Consider the following 14774-nt stretch of genomic DNA (forward strand, 5'->3'; position numbering starts at 1 on the left):
CCCGGGCGCTGCGGCTCGAGCCTACTGAGCAAGCGCTTAGTCGCCAACGGGCGCAGGGGTGACGACCATCACCGCGGAGGGCCAGGGTCAGGCGTCGGGGTGCTCGGCGAACGCGGCGAGGAGCATCGGGACGACGACCTCGGCCTGCCAGGGGCGCACCCCGAGGTCGAGCAGCGCCCGGGTGAAGGCGGCCTCGTCGGGCTCGCTCGGCGGCTGCCAGACCACGCGCCGCAGCGGATCGGGGGAGCAGACGTTCTCGACCGGGATGGCGTGCTCCTCGGCGAACGCGGTGAGCGCTGCACGGGTCGCGCCGAGCCGGTCGGCGGCGACGGGGTTCTTCTCCGCCCACACCCGCGGCGGCGGCGGGCCGTCGGACGGCAGCGTGCGCGGCGGGAGGTCCTCCTCGGGGATCGCCAGGGCGCGGGCGACGGCCTCGACCCACTGGCGCCCGTACCGGGCGATGGCCCGGTGCCCCCGCGGGAGGTCGGCCACGGACGTCGGCGCGGCACGGGCGATGTCGATGAGCGCGGCATCGGGCAGGACGCGCCCCACCGAGGTGTCGCGGTCGCGGGCGATGTCGTCGCGGGCGTACCAGAGCTCGCGGACGATCCCGACGGCGCGGCGCGAGCGAAGGGTGTTGATGCCAGAGGTCCGTCGCCACGGGTCGACCCGCTCGGCCGGCGCCCAGGTGAGCAGGGCCGCGAACTCCTGCCGGGCCCACTCGTCCTTGCCCTGGCGCGCGAGGTCGACCCCCATGAGGTTGCGCAGCTCGCCGAGCACCTCGACGTCGAGGGCCGCGTAGCGCAGCCACGGTTCGGGCAGGGGCCGGGTCGACCAGTCGACGGCCGAGTGCTCCTTGGCCAGGCTCAGCCCGAGGTAGTGCTCGACGACGGCGGCCAGGCCGACCCGGGGGAGCCCGAGGATGCGCGCACCCAGCTCGGTGTCGAACAGCTGCCGCGGCCGCAACCCGACCTCGGCGAGGCAGGCGAGGTCCTGGGTCGCCGCGTGGAGCAGCCACTCGGCGGCGCCGATGGCGTCGTCGAGGGGGGACAGGTCGGGGCAGGCGATCGGGTCGATGAGCCAGGTGCCGGAGCCCTCGCGGCGGACCTGGACGAGGTAGGCGCGCTGGCCGTACCGGTACCCCGAGGCGCGCTCGGCGTCGATGGCGACGGGGCCCTCCCCGGCGGCGATCGCCGCGGCCGCGCGCGCGAGCTCACGCTCGTCCTCGACGACGTGGGGGACCCCGTCGGCGGGCTCCTCGAGGAGGACGGGGGCCGGTGCCGACGGCTCGTCGGCGTCGGGGGCAGTGGTGTCGGAGCTCATTCAGCGGCGGGGTCCGGGCAGGGCGACGACGCCCTCGGGGAGCGGGGGGAGCCCGGCGATCGTGCAGAGCAGGTCCGACCACGCGAGCAGGTGCTCACCGGCCTCCGGGCCCAGCGGGGTCCAGGACGCGCGCACCTCCATCTCGACGCTGGCGGGCCGGTCGGCGAGGCCGGCGAAGCTCTGCGAGACGACCCGGGTGACCGTGCCGGCCTCGGCGACGTACGGCACGCCGCGCGACTCGAGGGCGTCGACGAGCCAGCTCCAGCCGACCTCGCCGAGGAGCGGGTCGGTGGCGAGCTCGGGCTCGAGCTCGGCGCGGGCGAAGGTGACGGCGCGCCACTGCCCGCCCCACGGCTCGGGACCGGAGGGGTCGTGGAGGAGGACGAAGCGGCCCGACGCGAGGTCGGTGTCGGTGTCCCGCGGGTCGACGACGTCGGCGGTCAGCGCGACGGCGTACGGCGCGATGCGTTGTGGTGCGGGCACCTCGGTGAGCCGGATCTCCGGGCGGAGCCGGACACGGTGGAGCTCCTCGAGGGCGCGGGCGAACTCGGGTGACTCCCGGCCCGTCACGGTGCGGCTGGACACCCCAGCAATGTAAGCGGTCCGGGCCCCGGCGGCACGGTGCCGCGCCGGAGCGCCGGGTCCACGCGGCGGCTCCTCGCGGCCCGGGTGGTGGCGCCCTCGTTAGGCTGCGCCGGTGGTCAGCCTCCTCGCGCTCGCGTCGTCGGTCGTGTGGGGCACCTCCGACTTCTTCGCCGGCCTCGCCTCGCGCCGCCACCCCGCGGTCGTCGTCGTCGGCTGGACGCAGGGGCTCGCCCTCGTCGTCGTCTCGACGATCGTCGCGGTCCGCTGGGAGCACCTCACCCTCGAGACCTGGCCGCTGTGGTCGGTCGCCGCCGGGCTCAGCGGCATGGTCGGCCTCATCGCGTTCTACTCCGCGCTGTCCCGCGGGACGATGGGCGTCGTGGCGCCCATCGCCGCACTCGGGGTCGTCGTCCCTGTCGTCCTGGGCGTCGCGACGGGCGAGGAGCCCTCACCGTGGGCCTGGGTGGGGATGGTCATCGCGATCGTCGGGGTGACCCTGGCCAGCGGACCGGAGCTGAGCGGCGAGGTGGGCGCGCGCCCCGTCGTGCTCGCCTCGGTGGCCGCCGTGGCGTTCGGGCTGGCCCTGTTCTGCCTGGACCGCGGGGCGCGCGAGTCGGCGCTCCTCACCCTGTGGGGCATGCGGATGACGTCCGTGACGATCCTCGTGACCGCCGCGATCGTCCTCCGGACGGTCGGCGAGGTCACCGCCCGCGAGGTCCCGGCGCTGCTCGCGATCGGCTGCGGCGACCTCGGTGCCAACTTCCTCTTCGGACTGGCCTCCTCGCAGGGCCAGGTGAGCGTCGCCTCGGTCCTCGGCTCGCTGTACCCGGTGATGACGGTCGTCCTCGCGCGGGTCGTCATCGGCGAACGGCTGCGGCCGGTCCAGCAGGCCGGGGTCCTCCTCGCCATCGGCGGGGCCTGCGTCATCGCGCTGTAGCGCGTCGAGGGCTGTCGAGGGTCGTCCGGGGTCGTCACGGGTCTCCGGACGCGGATGGGAGGATGGGTCACCGTGACGACCCCCTCGACCGCCACCCCCGTGACCAGCGCCTCGCCGGCCGACTCCCCGCTCGTGCGCGCCGCCCGCGGCCTCGACGTCCCGCACACGCCGGTGTGGTTCATGCGCCAGGCCGGGCGCTCGCTGCCGGAGTACCGGGCCGTCCGCGAGGGCGTCGCCATGCTCGAGTCGTGCCGCCGCCCCGACCTCGTCACCGAGATCACCCTGCAGCCGGTCCGCCGCCACGGCGTCGACGCGGCGATCTTCTTCTCCGACATCGTCGTGCCGCTCGCGGCGGTCGGCGTCGACCTCGACATCGTCCCGGGCGTGGGGCCGGTCGTCGCCGAGCCGGTCCGCACCCGCGCCGACCTCGAGCGGCTGCGCGAGCTCGTGCCGGAGGACGTCCCCGACATCGCCGAGTCGGTGCGCCTGCTCGTCGCCGAGCTCGGCACGACCCCGCTCATCGGGTTCGCCGGAGCGCCGTTCACGCTGGCCAGCTACCTCGTGGAGGGCGGCCCGTCGAGGAACCACGAGCACACCAAGGCGCTCATGCACGGCGACCCCGACCTGTGGCACGACCTGTGCGCCCGCCTGGCCCGCATCTCCGGGGCGTTCCTGCGGGTCCAGGCCGAGAACGGGGCCTCCGCGGTCCAGCTCTTCGACTCGTGGGCGGGCTTCCTCAGCCGCGCCGACTACACGCGCTTCGTCCAGCAGCACTCGGCGGCAGCCCTCGCCGCCGTGGCCGACCTCGACGTCCCGCGGATCCACTTCGGGGTCGGCACGGGCGAGCTGCTCACCGACATGGGCGAGGCCGGCGCCGACGTCGTCGGGGTCGACTACCGCGTCTCGCTCACCGACGCGCTCGAACGCACGGGCGGCCGCTGGCCGCTCCAGGGCAACCTCGACCCGGCTCTCCTCTTCGCCCCGTGGCCGGCGCTGGAGCGACGGGTCCGCGAGATCGTCGAGGAGGGCCGCGCGGCCCCGGGGCACGTGTTCAACCTCGGCCACGGCGTGCTGCCGGACACCGACCCCGACGTCCTCACCCGGGTCGTCGAGCTCGTCCACGAGGTCTCGGCCCGCTGACCCCCGGTTCCCCACCAACGTGTCCGGTCAGTACAGCTAGCGTTCCGGTCATGAGCCACCGCACCCTCGACCCGGCCGTCCTCCGCGGGGAGGAGCGCGCCCTCCTCGAGGCGTTCCTCGAGGAACACCGCGAGGCGCTGCGGGCCGCCCTCGACGGGCTCACCGAGGAGCAGTCCCGTCGTTCGCTCGTGCCGTCGCGGACGACGCTGCTCGGCCTCGTCAAGCACGCGACGTTCGTCGAGCGGGTCTGGTTCGACGAGGCGGTCACCGGGCGCTCCCGGGCGGAGATCGGCATCCCGGCGACGCCCGACGAGTCCTTCGTCCTCACCGAGGACGACGCGGTCGCGTCCGTGCTTGCCGACCACGAGGCGACGTGCGCGGCGTCCCGCGAGGTCGTCGCGGGCCTCGCCCTCGACGACCTCCTGCCGGGAAACCGTCGGGGTCCGCTGCCGCTGCGCTGGGTGCTCGTCCACGTCATCCGCGAGCTCGCCCAGCACTGCGGGCACGCCGACATCCTCCGCGAGCAGGTGCTCGCCGCGGACTCCCGTGAGGACCCCGCGGCGGGCTGACCTCAGACGGCCGGCGGCGCCGGGGCGACGGGCGGCGTCGCCACGGTCGACGGCCGCTGACCGCGGCGGCGCAGCCACAGGACGAGCGGGACGAGGACCACGGCGAACGCGACCGCGAACGGGAGCACGGCGCCGAGGACGGTGAGCAGCACGGTCACCGAGCCGGTGAAGGCGTCCCACCCGGCGGCGAGCCCGGCGAGGAAGCCGGTGTCGTCCTCGGCCTCCTCGAGGACCTTCTCGTCGGTGCTGAGCCGCACCTCGACCGGCGCCATGGCGACCTGGCCCTCGAGCGCGGCGAGCTGGCTCTGCACGGCCTCGAGGTCGGCCTGCCGGCGGGACAGCTCGGACTCGAGGCTGACGATGTCGGCGAGCCGCTCGGCCTTGCCCATGAGGGCGCGGACCCGCTCGACGCTGGCCTTCATCGTCTCCACGCGGGAGGCGGTGTCGACGTACTGGCTCGTGACGTCGTCGGTGGCGGTCGTGCGGGAGTGGACCTCGCCGATCCCGGCGAGCTGGTCGAGGACGGCGTCGAGGCGGGCCGTCGGCACCGAGATGGTCAGCGTGCTGAACCCGCCCGTCACGACGTCGTCGGGTTCGCTCGCGATCGACTCGGAGAGGACGACGCCCTTCTCGGCGGCGGCGACCGAGCGGACCCGGGCCGCGGCGACGTCGACGTCCTCGACGGTCAGGGCGATGGAGCCGCGGCGGGCGAGCTTCTGGGTGGCTGCCGCGAGGTCGACGGTGACGGCGCCGACGGCGGGCTTCCCCTGGTCGGCCGCCCCCTCCGGGACCCCCGCCCGGCCGGGGTCGGACCCGGGCTGCGGGGCCGACCCCTCCACGGCGCCGTCACCCACCGCGGTCGAGCCGCCGCCCCCGGCGCCGGAGTCACCGGAGGAGCCGCCGCCACTGCAGGAGCCGAGCGCGAGGCCCGCGGCGAGGACGAGGGCGGCTGCGGCCGCGGCACGTCGGGGGGTGGGTCGGGTGTGACGGGCCGGCGTGCTCATGGTGACTCCTTCGTCGTCCGTGGCGGGTGCTGCGCGTCGGGCGCCCGGGGTCGCGGAATGGTTCCCGTGCGCCGGTCTCGATGTGGTCACGACTGCGCGGCGGGTCGGTCTCCGGGTCACGTGCCGGTCTCGCGGCTCGAGGGCCCCACGCCCCGGCCACGCGGGGGTCGCGACGGGTGGGGCGGCACCCCCTGAGAGACTGGGCCCATGCCGCACCCGGCCGTCACCACCGGCCCCCACGTCGCCGTCGTCGGGGGAGGCGTCGCCGGACTCACCGCCGCCCTCGACGTCCTCGACGCCCTGCCGTCGGCCACGGTCACGGTCCTCGAGGGGGCCGACCGGTTCGGGGGGAAGCTGCGCCGCGAGCCGGTGGCCGGTCACCGTGTCGACGTCGGTGCCGAGTCCCTCCTCGCCGCACGACCCGAGGCCGTCACCCTCGTCGAGCGCGTGGGCGGGCGCGACCTGCTCACCGCGCCGGCCACGACCTCCGCGTCCGTCTGGTCGCGCGGGTCGCTCCACCCGCTGCCGCGGGCCACGCTCATGGGCGTCCCCACCGACGCCGAGGGTGCGCGCGGCCTCCTCACGGACGACGAGGTCGAGCGCCTGCGCGACGAGCGGCCCTGGCCGACGGGCGGTCTCGTCGAGGACGTCGCGGTCGGTGAGTACGTCGGGGCACGGCTGGGCGGCGCGGTCGTCGACCGGCTCGTCGAGCCGCTGCTCGGCGGGGTCTACGCCGGGCACGCCTCCCGGCTGTCGCTGCGCGCGACGATGCCGCTCCTCTGGGAGCGCGCGACCCGTGGGGCCAGCCTCGTCGAACCGGTGACCGCAGCCGCCTCCGTCGCCGGGCGCCAGCGACCCCCCTTCGCCGGGATCGTCGGTGGCGTCGGCCTGCTGCCCGACCTCGTCGCCGAGTCCCTGCGCACCCGTGGGGCACGCCTGCGCCTCGGTGCCGTGGTCCGCGGGCTCGAACGGACGTCCTCCGGCTGGCGGGTCGTCATCGGGTCCGCCGCGTCGCCCGAGGCGCTGGAGGCCGACGCGGTCGTCCTCGCGCTCCCACCGGCACCGGCGTCCCGCCTCCTCGCCCCCCACGCCGCGGCGGCCGCCGCCCTCCTCGCCGACGTCGAGACCGCCTCGACCGCGGTCGTCACGCTCGCGGTGCCACGCGCGTCCGTGGCCGGGGTCGAGGGTTCCGGGTTCCTCGTCCCGCCCGTCGAGGGCCGCACCGTCAAGGCCGCGACCCTCAGCTTCCGCAAGTGGGCGTGGACCGGGTCGCTCGACGCGGACGTCGTCCACCTCCGCGCGTCGTTCGGGCGGGCCCGCGAGGAGGCCGTCCTCCAGCGCGACGACGCCGACCTCGTCGCCGTGGCGGTCGCCGAGCTCTCCCAGGCCTTCGGCATCGCCCCCCCACCCGTCGTCGACGCCCACGTCCAGCGCTGGGGCGGGGGCCTGCCGCAGTACGCCGTCGGCCACGTCGACACCGTCGCCGCCGTTCGGGCCGACGTCGCGCGCCTGCCCGGCCTGGAGGTCGCCGGCGCCACGTACGACGGCGTCGGCGTCCCGGCCGTCGTCGCCTCCGCCGCCCGCGCCGCCGCCGGCGTCACCACGCACCTCAGCACCCTCGCCCCACGTCCAGGAGAGCAGCCCGCATGACCGAGCAGTCCCGCCCCACCCCCGCCAAGCCCGGCGCCGCCCGCATCCGTGAGATCAACGACACGATCCGCTACTGCATGTGGTCGGTCTTCGCCGTCGCCGAACCCCTCGCCGACGAGGACCGCGGCGCCCTGGCGACCGAGGTCGAGGAGCTCTTCACCGACCTCGTCGACCGGGACGTCGTCGTGCGCGGCACCTACGACGTCGCCGGCCTGCGCGCCGACGCCGACGTCCTCGTGTGGTGGCACGCACCGACGATCGAGGCGCTCCAGGAGGCGTACCACGCGTTCCTGCGCACGGCCTACGGTGACCACCTCGACCCGGTGTGGTCCGTGGCGGCCATCCACCGCCCGGCGGAGTTCAACAAGAGCCACATCCCGGCGTTCATGGCCGACGAGGAGCCCCGCGACTACGTGTGCGTCTACCCGTTCGTGCGGTCCTACGGCTGGTACCTCCTCGACGACAAGGAGCGCCGCGACCTCCTCGTCGAGCACGGGCAGATGGCGCGCGAGTACCCCGACGTCCGGGCGAACACCATCGCCTCGTTCGCCCTGGGCGACTACGAGTGGATCCTCGCCTTCGAGGCCGACGAGCTGTACCGGATCGTCGACCTCATGCGTGAGCTGCGCGCCTCCGGTGCGCGACGCCACGTGCGCGAGGAGGTGCCGTTCTACACCGGCCCCCGCGTCCCCATCCGCACCCTCGTGGCGCGCCAGCGCTGACCCGGCGCCCGCCCCCACCCCGCCCGGGGTGGCTAGGTTGGCGGGGTGTTCACGCGGCCGCACGACCTCGCCGACGCCGAGGTCGCGGCCGCCCTCATCTGGGGCTGGGACCTCGACGTCGAGGACGTCGAGCACGCACCGCTCGGCTTCGGCAGCCACCACTGGTGGGTCCGCGATGCCGGCGGGACGACCTGGTTCGCCACCGCCGACGACCTGAGGACGGAGCGCCGCCACGAGGACGAACCGCTCGCCGCACCCTTCGCGCGGCTGAGGGCGGCGCTCGCGACGGCGGCCGCGCTGTCGGAGGCGGGGCTGGGCTGGGTGGTCGCGCCGGTGCGGGCGCACGACGGCGAGGTCGTGCTCCGCGTCCACGAGTCCTACGCGCTGGCGCTCCACCCGCGGGTCGAGGGCGAGACGTTCCCGTGGGGACCGTTCGAGGACGACGCCCACCGGCGCGCCGTCGTCGACCGGCTCCTGGAGCTGCACGGTGTCGCCGGCTGCCGCGAGGAGGTCGGGTCCGACGACCTCCTCGTTCCGCTCGCGGACGAGCTGCGCGGCACCATCGACGACCCCGGCCGCCGCTGGGGCGCAGGCCCGTTCGCGTCCGACGCCTGGGAGCTCGTCACGACGCACGCCGACCGCGTGCGGGCGCTCCTCGACCGCCACGACGCGTTGGTGGCCGGCGCCGACACCGCTCGCTTCGTCCTCACGCACGGCGAGCCGCACCGGGCGAACACCGTCGTCACGCAGTCGGACGGGGTGGTCCTCGTCGACTGGGACACCGTCCTCCTCGGCCCGCCCGAGCGAGACCTCTGGCGCCTCGTGGGGGAGGAGCCCGCGGTGCGCCGCACCTACGAGGAGCGCACCGGCACCGTCCTGGAGGACCGGCTGCTGAAGGCGTACGCCCTCGGGTGGGACCTCGCCGACATCGCGACGTTCGTCCGCGACCTGCGTCACCCGCACGACGACGACGAGGACGCCCGCACCGCCTGGCAGGGCCTCCACGCCGCCGTCATCAACCACGGGGTTGACAACAGCATCGGCGGCGACCTACCGTCTTCTCAACCACCCGGTTGACATCAGGAGGCGGTCGTGGCGGACGAGGCCGAGCAGCTGTCGAGGGTCTTCGCGGCCCTCGCCGACCCGACCCGGCGCGACATCGTCGCCCGGCTCTCGGTCGGGGACGCGACGGTCAACGCCATCGCCGAGCCGTACGACGTCTCGCTCCAGGCCGTCTCGAAGCACCTCAAGGTCCTCGAGGAGGCGGGGCTGGTGAGCCGCAGCCGGGATGCGCAGCGCCGGCCGGTCCACCTCGAGGCGGAGGTGTTCTCCCTCATGACGAAGTGGATCGAGCGCTACCAGCGCCGGGCCGAGGAGCGGTTCGAGCGGCTCGACGCCGTGCTCGCCGCGATGGACGAGGACGGCAACGCGCTCCCCGAGCAGGGTGGGCAGGGCGAACGGGACGACAGGGAAGGACAGGCATCATGACGACGACGTACGCGCAGGCGCGGATCGAGGCCGACGAGAAGGTCCCGATGATCCACATCCACCGCGACTTCCGGGCCACGCCGGCGCAGCTGTTCCGCGCGCACACCGACCCGGAGGTCTTCGCCCGCTGGGTCGGTCCGGCCGACGTCGGCGCCGTCATCGACTACTGGGACGCCCGCGACGGCGGCTCGTGGCGGTACACGACCGCCGGCCGCGTCGGCACCGCCTTCCGCGGCTGCTTCCACACCGTCACCGAGGAGCGCATCGTCCAGACCTTCACGTGGGAGGGCATGCCCGAGGGCGTGGCGCTGGAGACCGTGACCTTCGAGGACCTCGGCGACGGCCGCACCCGCCTCCACGCCACGAGCCTGTGCGACTCGTTCGAGGCCCGTGACGGCTGGCTCGCCAGCGGCATGGAGACGGGCGTCGACGACGGCTACGCGGCCATCGACCGCATGCTCGAGGCGGGGGAGCTGTGAGCGTGCTGCCCGCCGAGCCGGCGGAACGGCACCGCGCCGTCGCCGGACACTTCTCCGAGGTCGTCCGCGGCACCAGCGACTGGGACGCGCCCAGCCCGGTCCGGGAGTGGGTCGCCCGCGACGTCGTACGCCACCTCGTCGAGTGGCTCCCCGGGTTCCTCGCGTCGGGGAGCGATGTGCGGCTGCCGGCCGGGCCCTCGCCCGACGAGGACCCGGTCGCGGCGTGGCAGCACCACGCCGACGCGGTGCAGGCCGTCCTCGACGACCCGGGCACGGCCGGGCAGTCCTTCATGAACAGGCACACGGGTGAGCACCCGCTCGACCGTGCGATCGACCGGTTCTACACGTCCGACGTCTTCATGCACACGTGGGACCTCGCCCGCGCGTCCGGCCAGGAGCCCGGGCTCGACCCGCAGACGTGCACCGAGATGCTCGCGGGCATGCAGCCGCTCGACGACGTGCTGCGTGCCTCGGGCCAGTACGGCCCGAAGGTCGAGGTCCCCGAGGACCTGCCGGCGCAGGACCGGCTCATGGCCTTCGTCGGCCGCGACCCCGCCTGGCGACCCCGAGGGTGACCGGTCAGGACCCGTCGGCGGGCCGCAGCGTCATGCTGATCGAGTTGATGCAGTAGCGCTGGTCGGTGGGGGTGTCGTAGCCCTCGCCCTCGAAGACGTGCCCGAGGTGGCTGCCGCACGTGGCGCAGCGGACCTCGACGCGCGGCCGTCCGGGGAGCGAGCGGTCCTCGAGGAACTCGACCGAGTCGCCCGCGAGCGGGGAGTAGAAGGAGGGCCAGCCGCAGTGGCTGTCGAACTTCGTCTCCGAGGAGAACAGCTCGGCGCCGCAGGCCCGGCACGCGTAGACGCCGACGGTCTTGCTGTCGGTGTACTCCCCGGTGAAGGGGCGCTCGGTGCCGGCCTGCCGGAGCACCTGGTACTCGTCGGGGGAGAGCTGCGTCCGCCACTCGTCCTCGCTGCGGTCGACGGCGTACTCACGGTTGCTGGGCTTCATCGTCATGGTGGTCCCAACAGTACGGGCGCCCTCTTGGTTCCCGGAGGCCGCGCCGGTTCGCGGCGCCGCGTCGGCCCTGCTCAGTAGGCTCGCGGCATGGCGGACGCCCAGGTGATGGAGGTCGAGGGTCCCGAGGGGCCGCGCGAGGTGCGGCTCAGCAGCCCCGATCGGCTCATGTGGCCCGACGCCGGGGTCACCAAGGGCGACCTCGCGGCCTACGTCGTCGCCGTCGGCGACCCGCTCGTCCACCACATCGGCGACCGGCCGGTCACCCTGCAGCGCTTCCCCGACGGCATCGAGGGCGAGGAGTTCTACCAGAAGAACCCGCCGAAGGGCGTGCCCGAGTGGATCCGCACCACCACCTGCCGCTACCCGAGCGGGCGCCGCCACGCCCAGCTGGTGTTCGACGAGGTCGCGGCCGCGGTCTGGGCCGTCCAGATGAACACCGTGACCTTCCACCCGTGGCCCGTGCGCACCGCCGACAACGACAACCCCGACGAGCTGCGCATCGACCTCGACCCGCAGCCGGCACGCACCTTCTCCGACGCGGTCGAGGCCGCGCACGCCCTGCGCGAGCTGATGGCCGGCATCGGCCTCACCGCCTGGGCGAAGACGAGCGGCAACCGCGGCGTCCACGTCTACTCGCGGGTCCGGCCCACCCACGAGTTCCTCGACGTGCGGCACGGTGTCATCGGCATCGCCCGCGAGCTCGAGCGCCGCCTCCCCGACCTCGTCACGACGTCGTGGTGGAAGGAGGAGCGCGGCGAGCGGGTGTTCGTCGACTTCAACCAGGCGTGCCGCGACCGCACCATCGCCTCCGCCTACAGCCCGCGCCCGCTGCCGGGTGCACCGGTGTCGATGCCGGTCACCTGGACCGAGCTCTCGACCGTCAGTCCCGGCGACTTCACCGTCCTCACCGTGCCCGACGTCCTCGAGGACCGCGGCGACGCGTGGGCCGACATCGACGAGTCGGTCGGCGACGTCGCCGCGGCCATCGCGCTGTGGGACCGCGACGTCGAGGAGCGGGGGCTCGGCGAGCTCAACTTCCCGCCCGACTACCCGAAGATGCCCGGCGAGCCGCCGCGCGTGCAGCCGAGCAAGCGCCGCACCGACAAGGCCGACGACGAGTACATGGCGCCCAAGGCCGAGCGCGACGCCGAGCTGCGCGATCAGTGGGGGATGCCCCTCGTCCCACCGATCCCGCCGATGCTCGCCAAGCCCGTCAAGGGGCTCGACGCCGCGGCGCTCACGGGGGCCGAGGTGATGTTCGAGCCGAAGTGGGACGGCTTCCGGTCGATCATCTTCCGGTCCGGCGACCGGGTCGAGATCGGCAGCCGCAACGAGAAGCCGATGACGCGCTACTTCCCCGAGGTCGTCGAGGCGGCGCTCGCGAACCTGCCCGAGAAGTGCGTCGTCGACGGCGAGATCATCGTCGTCCGCCCGGGTGAGGACCGCCTCGACTTCGACCTGCTCAGCCAGCGGATCCACCCCGCGGCCAGCCGCGTGAAGAAGCTCTCGGTCGAGACGCCGGCGCGGTTCGTCGCCTTCGACCTGCTCGCGCTCGGGGAGGACGACCTCACCGGGCGCCCGTTCGCCGAGCGCCGCGCCCTCCTCGAGAAGGCCCTGGCGAAGGCCGGGGCGCCGATCCACCTCACCCCGGCGACGGCCGACCGCGAGGTCGCCGAGCGGTGGTTCACCGAGTTCGAGGGAGCGGGGCTCGACGGCCTCGTCGCCAAGCCGCTGGACGGGCCGTACGAGCCCGACAAGCGCACCATGCTCAAGATCAAGCACGAGCGCACCGCCGACTGCGTCGTCGCGGGGTACCGCACGCACAAGTCCGGGCCCGACGCCGTCGGCTCCCTGCTGCTCGGCATCCACGACCCCGAGGGCACCCTCGTGTCGGTCGGCGTCATCGGGGCGTTCCCGATGGCGCGGCGCCACGAGCTCTTCGAGGAGCTGCAGCCGCTGGTCACCGATTTCGACGACCACCCGTGGGCGTGGGCGAAGCAGGAGGAGGGCAACCGCACCCCGCAGAACGCCGCCGGCAGCCGGTGGGCCGCCGGCAAGGACCTCTCGTTCACGCCGCTGCGCCCCGAGCGGGTGGTCGAGGTGCGCTACGACCACATGGAGGGCGTGCGGTTCCGGCACACGGCGCAGTTCGTGCGGTGGCGCCCCGACAAGGACCCCGAGGACTGCACCTTCGACCAGCTCGACGAGCCGGTGTCGTACGACCTGTCCGCCGTCCTGTCCGGGGGCGGTGCGTGAGCCCCGAGGCGCCCTCGTCCTCCCGGACCCGGCGGGCCGTCACCGCCGGGGCGGCCGTGAGCGCGACGACCGCCGTCGCCAGTGGCGCCGGTTCCCTGGCGGCCGCCGCCTACTTCGCGCGCCGCGTCCTCACCCCCGACCGACAGCGCCCGGACGACGTCGTCGTGCGGGCGGCGGGGTCGCGGACGGTCACCCTCGGCGTGACGCCGGAGACCGTGGTCCCCGGCCGGTACGGGCTGTGGATCGAGGACGGCTGGGGCCACGTCCGCGTCGGCGACGTCGTCGGCATCGACACCGTCCGTGGCACGGTCGAGCGCGAGCTCATCGCCGTCGACCGCGGCTACCTCGCGCCCGGCACGGCCCGGTGGAACGCCTACTTCCACGGCAGCCCACCCGACGTCAGCCTCGGCGTCCCGACCGAGCACATCACCTACGACGGCGAGCTCGGGTCGATGCCCGCGTGGCTCGTGCCACCACCGGATGGGCCGGGTGGGCGGTGGGCCGTCCTCGTCCACGGTCGCGGCGCCCGCCGCGAGGAGACGGTCCGGATGATGCCGCCGCTCCTCGCCCAGGGGTGGACCTGCCTCGTGCCGACCTACCGCAACGACGAGGGGGTCCCCCAGGGCGCCGACGGGCGCTACGCCCTCGGCCTGTCCGAGTGGCGTGACGTCGAGGCCGCCGTCCTCGAGGCCGTGGCGCGCGGCGCCACCGAGGTGCTGCTCGCCGGCTGGTCGATGGGTGGGGCGATCGTGCTGCAGTTCCTCGACCGCTCCTCGCTCTCGCGGCTCGTCTCCCGCGTCGTTCTCGACGGGCCGGTCATCGACTGGGGCGACGTCCTCGCCCACCACGCCCGCCAGCACCGGCTGCCCCGGCACGTCGGCTCGCTCGCCCGGGTGATGATGCGACAGCGGTGGGGGCACCGGCTCGTCGGCGTCCACGAGGGCGTCGACCTCGCGCAGACCGACTGGGTGCGGCGGGCCGACGAGCTGAACCACCCGGTGCTGCTCATCCACTCGGCCGACGACGAGTTCGTCCCAGCGGGCCCGTCGCGCGCCCTGGCCGCCGCCCGCCCCGACCTCGTCCGGTTCGAGGAGTGGCACGTCGCGCGGCACTGCAAGGAGTGGAACACCGAGCCCGACCGCTGGGAGCAGCTCGTCCACGACTTCACGGCCGGCTGAGGGCCGCCGACGGCTGGGCCCACCGGCGCGAACCGGGGCGGGTCAGGGGGCGAGGACGAGGGCCGCGGACTGGGTCTCCTCCTCGGGGCGCACGGAGTCGGCGTGGTGGTCGACGACGCTCCACCGGGTGCGGACCCCGTCGGGCCCGACGAGCTCGTGGCGGCGCAGCCCCTCGATGACGCGGGCCCGCACCTCGTCCTCGTCCGCGCGCTCGCAGGCGAAGAGGACCCGGACGACGACGTCGTCCCCGTCGGACCGCACCGCCGTGTGGTGCGGCGCGACCGGGCACGGGCCGGGGTGGTCCCACGAGCCGCACAGCTCGAGGGTGACCGCCCCGCCGGGCGCACGGTCGTCGCCGCCCTCGTCGAGGGCGACTCTCGCCTCGTGGACGAACGTCGTCCGCACGGCCCGAGTATCGCGCGCCGC

Annotated in this window: 16 protein-coding genes; 11 read left to right on the forward strand and 5 right to left on the reverse strand. The window is 74.8% G+C overall.

The annotated features are described in order from the left end of the window. Window positions 1-87: 87 nt before the first annotated feature. Both ACK8HX_RS03480 and ACK8HX_RS03485 read right to left on the reverse strand, forming a co-directional pair. Window positions 88-1323 carry an HRDC domain-containing protein gene (locus ACK8HX_RS03480; protein WP_411939251.1) on the reverse strand — a complete coding sequence of 412 codons (1236 nt, stop codon included), beginning with the start codon at window positions 1321-1323 and terminating at the stop codon, window positions 88-90. Continuing rightward, window positions 1324-1908: a DUF3000 domain-containing protein gene (locus ACK8HX_RS03485; protein ID WP_411939252.1), complete on the reverse strand. Its 585-nt coding sequence runs from the start codon at window positions 1906-1908 to the stop codon at window positions 1324-1326. A gap of 112 nt (window positions 1909-2020) precedes the next feature. On the opposite strand from ACK8HX_RS03485, the gene ACK8HX_RS03490 reads away from it, so the two are divergent. From ACK8HX_RS03490 to ACK8HX_RS03500, 3 genes are read left to right on the forward strand one after another with little or no spacing between them, the layout of a single operon-like run. After that, window positions 2021-2845: a DMT family transporter gene (locus tag ACK8HX_RS03490; protein WP_411939253.1), complete on the forward strand. Its 825-nt coding sequence runs from the start codon at window positions 2021-2023 to the stop codon at window positions 2843-2845. 54 nt (window positions 2846-2899) lie between these two features. Continuing rightward, on the forward strand, window positions 2900-3985 hold the full coding sequence (hemE, locus tag ACK8HX_RS03495) for a uroporphyrinogen decarboxylase (RefSeq protein ID WP_411939254.1): 1086 nt from the start codon (window positions 2900-2902) through the stop codon (window positions 3983-3985). A 50-nt stretch (window positions 3986-4035) separates the two neighbouring features. Further along, window positions 4036-4554: a DinB family protein gene (locus ACK8HX_RS03500; RefSeq protein ID WP_411939255.1), complete on the forward strand. Its 519-nt coding sequence runs from the start codon at window positions 4036-4038 to the stop codon at window positions 4552-4554. A 2-nt stretch (window positions 4555-4556) separates the two neighbouring features. On the opposite strand, the gene ACK8HX_RS03505 is transcribed toward ACK8HX_RS03500, so the two are convergent. Then, window positions 4557-5558 (reverse strand): DUF4349 domain-containing protein, encoded by a 1002-nt coding sequence (locus ACK8HX_RS03505; protein WP_411939256.1) that lies wholly within the window; start codon window positions 5556-5558, stop codon window positions 4557-4559. 207 nt (window positions 5559-5765) lie between these two features. Between ACK8HX_RS03505 and hemG the strand changes: the two genes are divergently transcribed. From hemG to ACK8HX_RS03535, 6 genes are read left to right on the forward strand one after another with little or no spacing between them, the layout of a single operon-like run. Continuing rightward, window positions 5766-7208 (forward strand): protoporphyrinogen oxidase, encoded by a 1443-nt coding sequence (gene hemG / locus ACK8HX_RS03510; RefSeq protein WP_411939257.1) that lies wholly within the window; start codon window positions 5766-5768, stop codon window positions 7206-7208. Continuing rightward, a complete protein-coding gene (gene hemQ, locus ACK8HX_RS03515) occupies window positions 7205-7930 on the forward strand; it encodes a hydrogen peroxide-dependent heme synthase (protein WP_411939258.1) in 726 nt (241 codons plus the stop codon). The genes hemG and hemQ overlap by 4 nt, the downstream gene beginning before the upstream one ends. A 45-nt stretch (window positions 7931-7975) precedes the next feature. Next, window positions 7976-9007 (forward strand): phosphotransferase family protein, encoded by a 1032-nt coding sequence (locus ACK8HX_RS03520; protein WP_411939259.1) that lies wholly within the window; start codon window positions 7976-7978, stop codon window positions 9005-9007. A gap of 15 nt (window positions 9008-9022) precedes the next feature. Further along, on the forward strand, window positions 9023-9418 hold the full coding sequence (locus ACK8HX_RS03525; RefSeq protein WP_411939260.1) for an ArsR/SmtB family transcription factor: 396 nt from the start codon (window positions 9023-9025) through the stop codon (window positions 9416-9418). Next, complete coding sequence (locus ACK8HX_RS03530; RefSeq protein WP_411939261.1) at window positions 9415-9897, forward strand: SRPBCC domain-containing protein; 483 nt, start codon at window positions 9415-9417, stop codon at window positions 9895-9897. Before ACK8HX_RS03525 ends, ACK8HX_RS03530 begins: the two co-directional genes overlap by 4 nt. After that, entirely contained in the window at window positions 9894-10472 is a 579-nt protein-coding gene (locus ACK8HX_RS03535) for a TIGR03086 family metal-binding protein (protein ID WP_411939262.1), read from the forward strand. Before ACK8HX_RS03530 ends, ACK8HX_RS03535 begins: the two co-directional genes overlap by 4 nt. A gap of 4 nt (window positions 10473-10476) precedes the next feature. On the opposite strand, the gene msrB is transcribed toward ACK8HX_RS03535, so the two are convergent. Continuing rightward, on the reverse strand, window positions 10477-10911 hold the full coding sequence (gene msrB, locus ACK8HX_RS03540; RefSeq protein WP_411939263.1) for a peptide-methionine (R)-S-oxide reductase MsrB: 435 nt from the start codon (window positions 10909-10911) through the stop codon (window positions 10477-10479). A 90-nt stretch (window positions 10912-11001) separates the two neighbouring features. On the opposite strand from msrB, the gene ACK8HX_RS03545 reads away from it, so the two are divergent. After that, window positions 11002-13170 carry an ATP-dependent DNA ligase gene (locus ACK8HX_RS03545; protein WP_411939264.1) on the forward strand — a complete coding sequence of 723 codons (2169 nt, stop codon included), beginning with the start codon at window positions 11002-11004 and terminating at the stop codon, window positions 13168-13170. Then, window positions 13167-14348 (forward strand): alpha/beta hydrolase family protein, encoded by a 1182-nt coding sequence (locus tag ACK8HX_RS03550; protein ID WP_411939265.1) that lies wholly within the window; start codon window positions 13167-13169, stop codon window positions 14346-14348. Before ACK8HX_RS03545 ends, ACK8HX_RS03550 begins: the two co-directional genes overlap by 4 nt. 42 nt (window positions 14349-14390) lie before the next feature. Here ACK8HX_RS03550 and ACK8HX_RS03555 read toward each other — a convergent pair whose 3' ends face one another. After that, window positions 14391-14753, reverse strand: coding sequence for a hypothetical protein (locus ACK8HX_RS03555; RefSeq protein ID WP_411939266.1), 363 nt, complete (start codon window positions 14751-14753; stop codon window positions 14391-14393). Window positions 14754-14774 lie beyond the last annotated feature (21 nt).

Origin of the sequence: Oryzobacter faecalis (assembly GCF_046764005.1) — a bacterium.
GTDB classification, from domain to species: Bacteria; Actinomycetota; Actinomycetes; order Actinomycetales; family Dermatophilaceae; genus Oryzobacter; species Oryzobacter faecalis.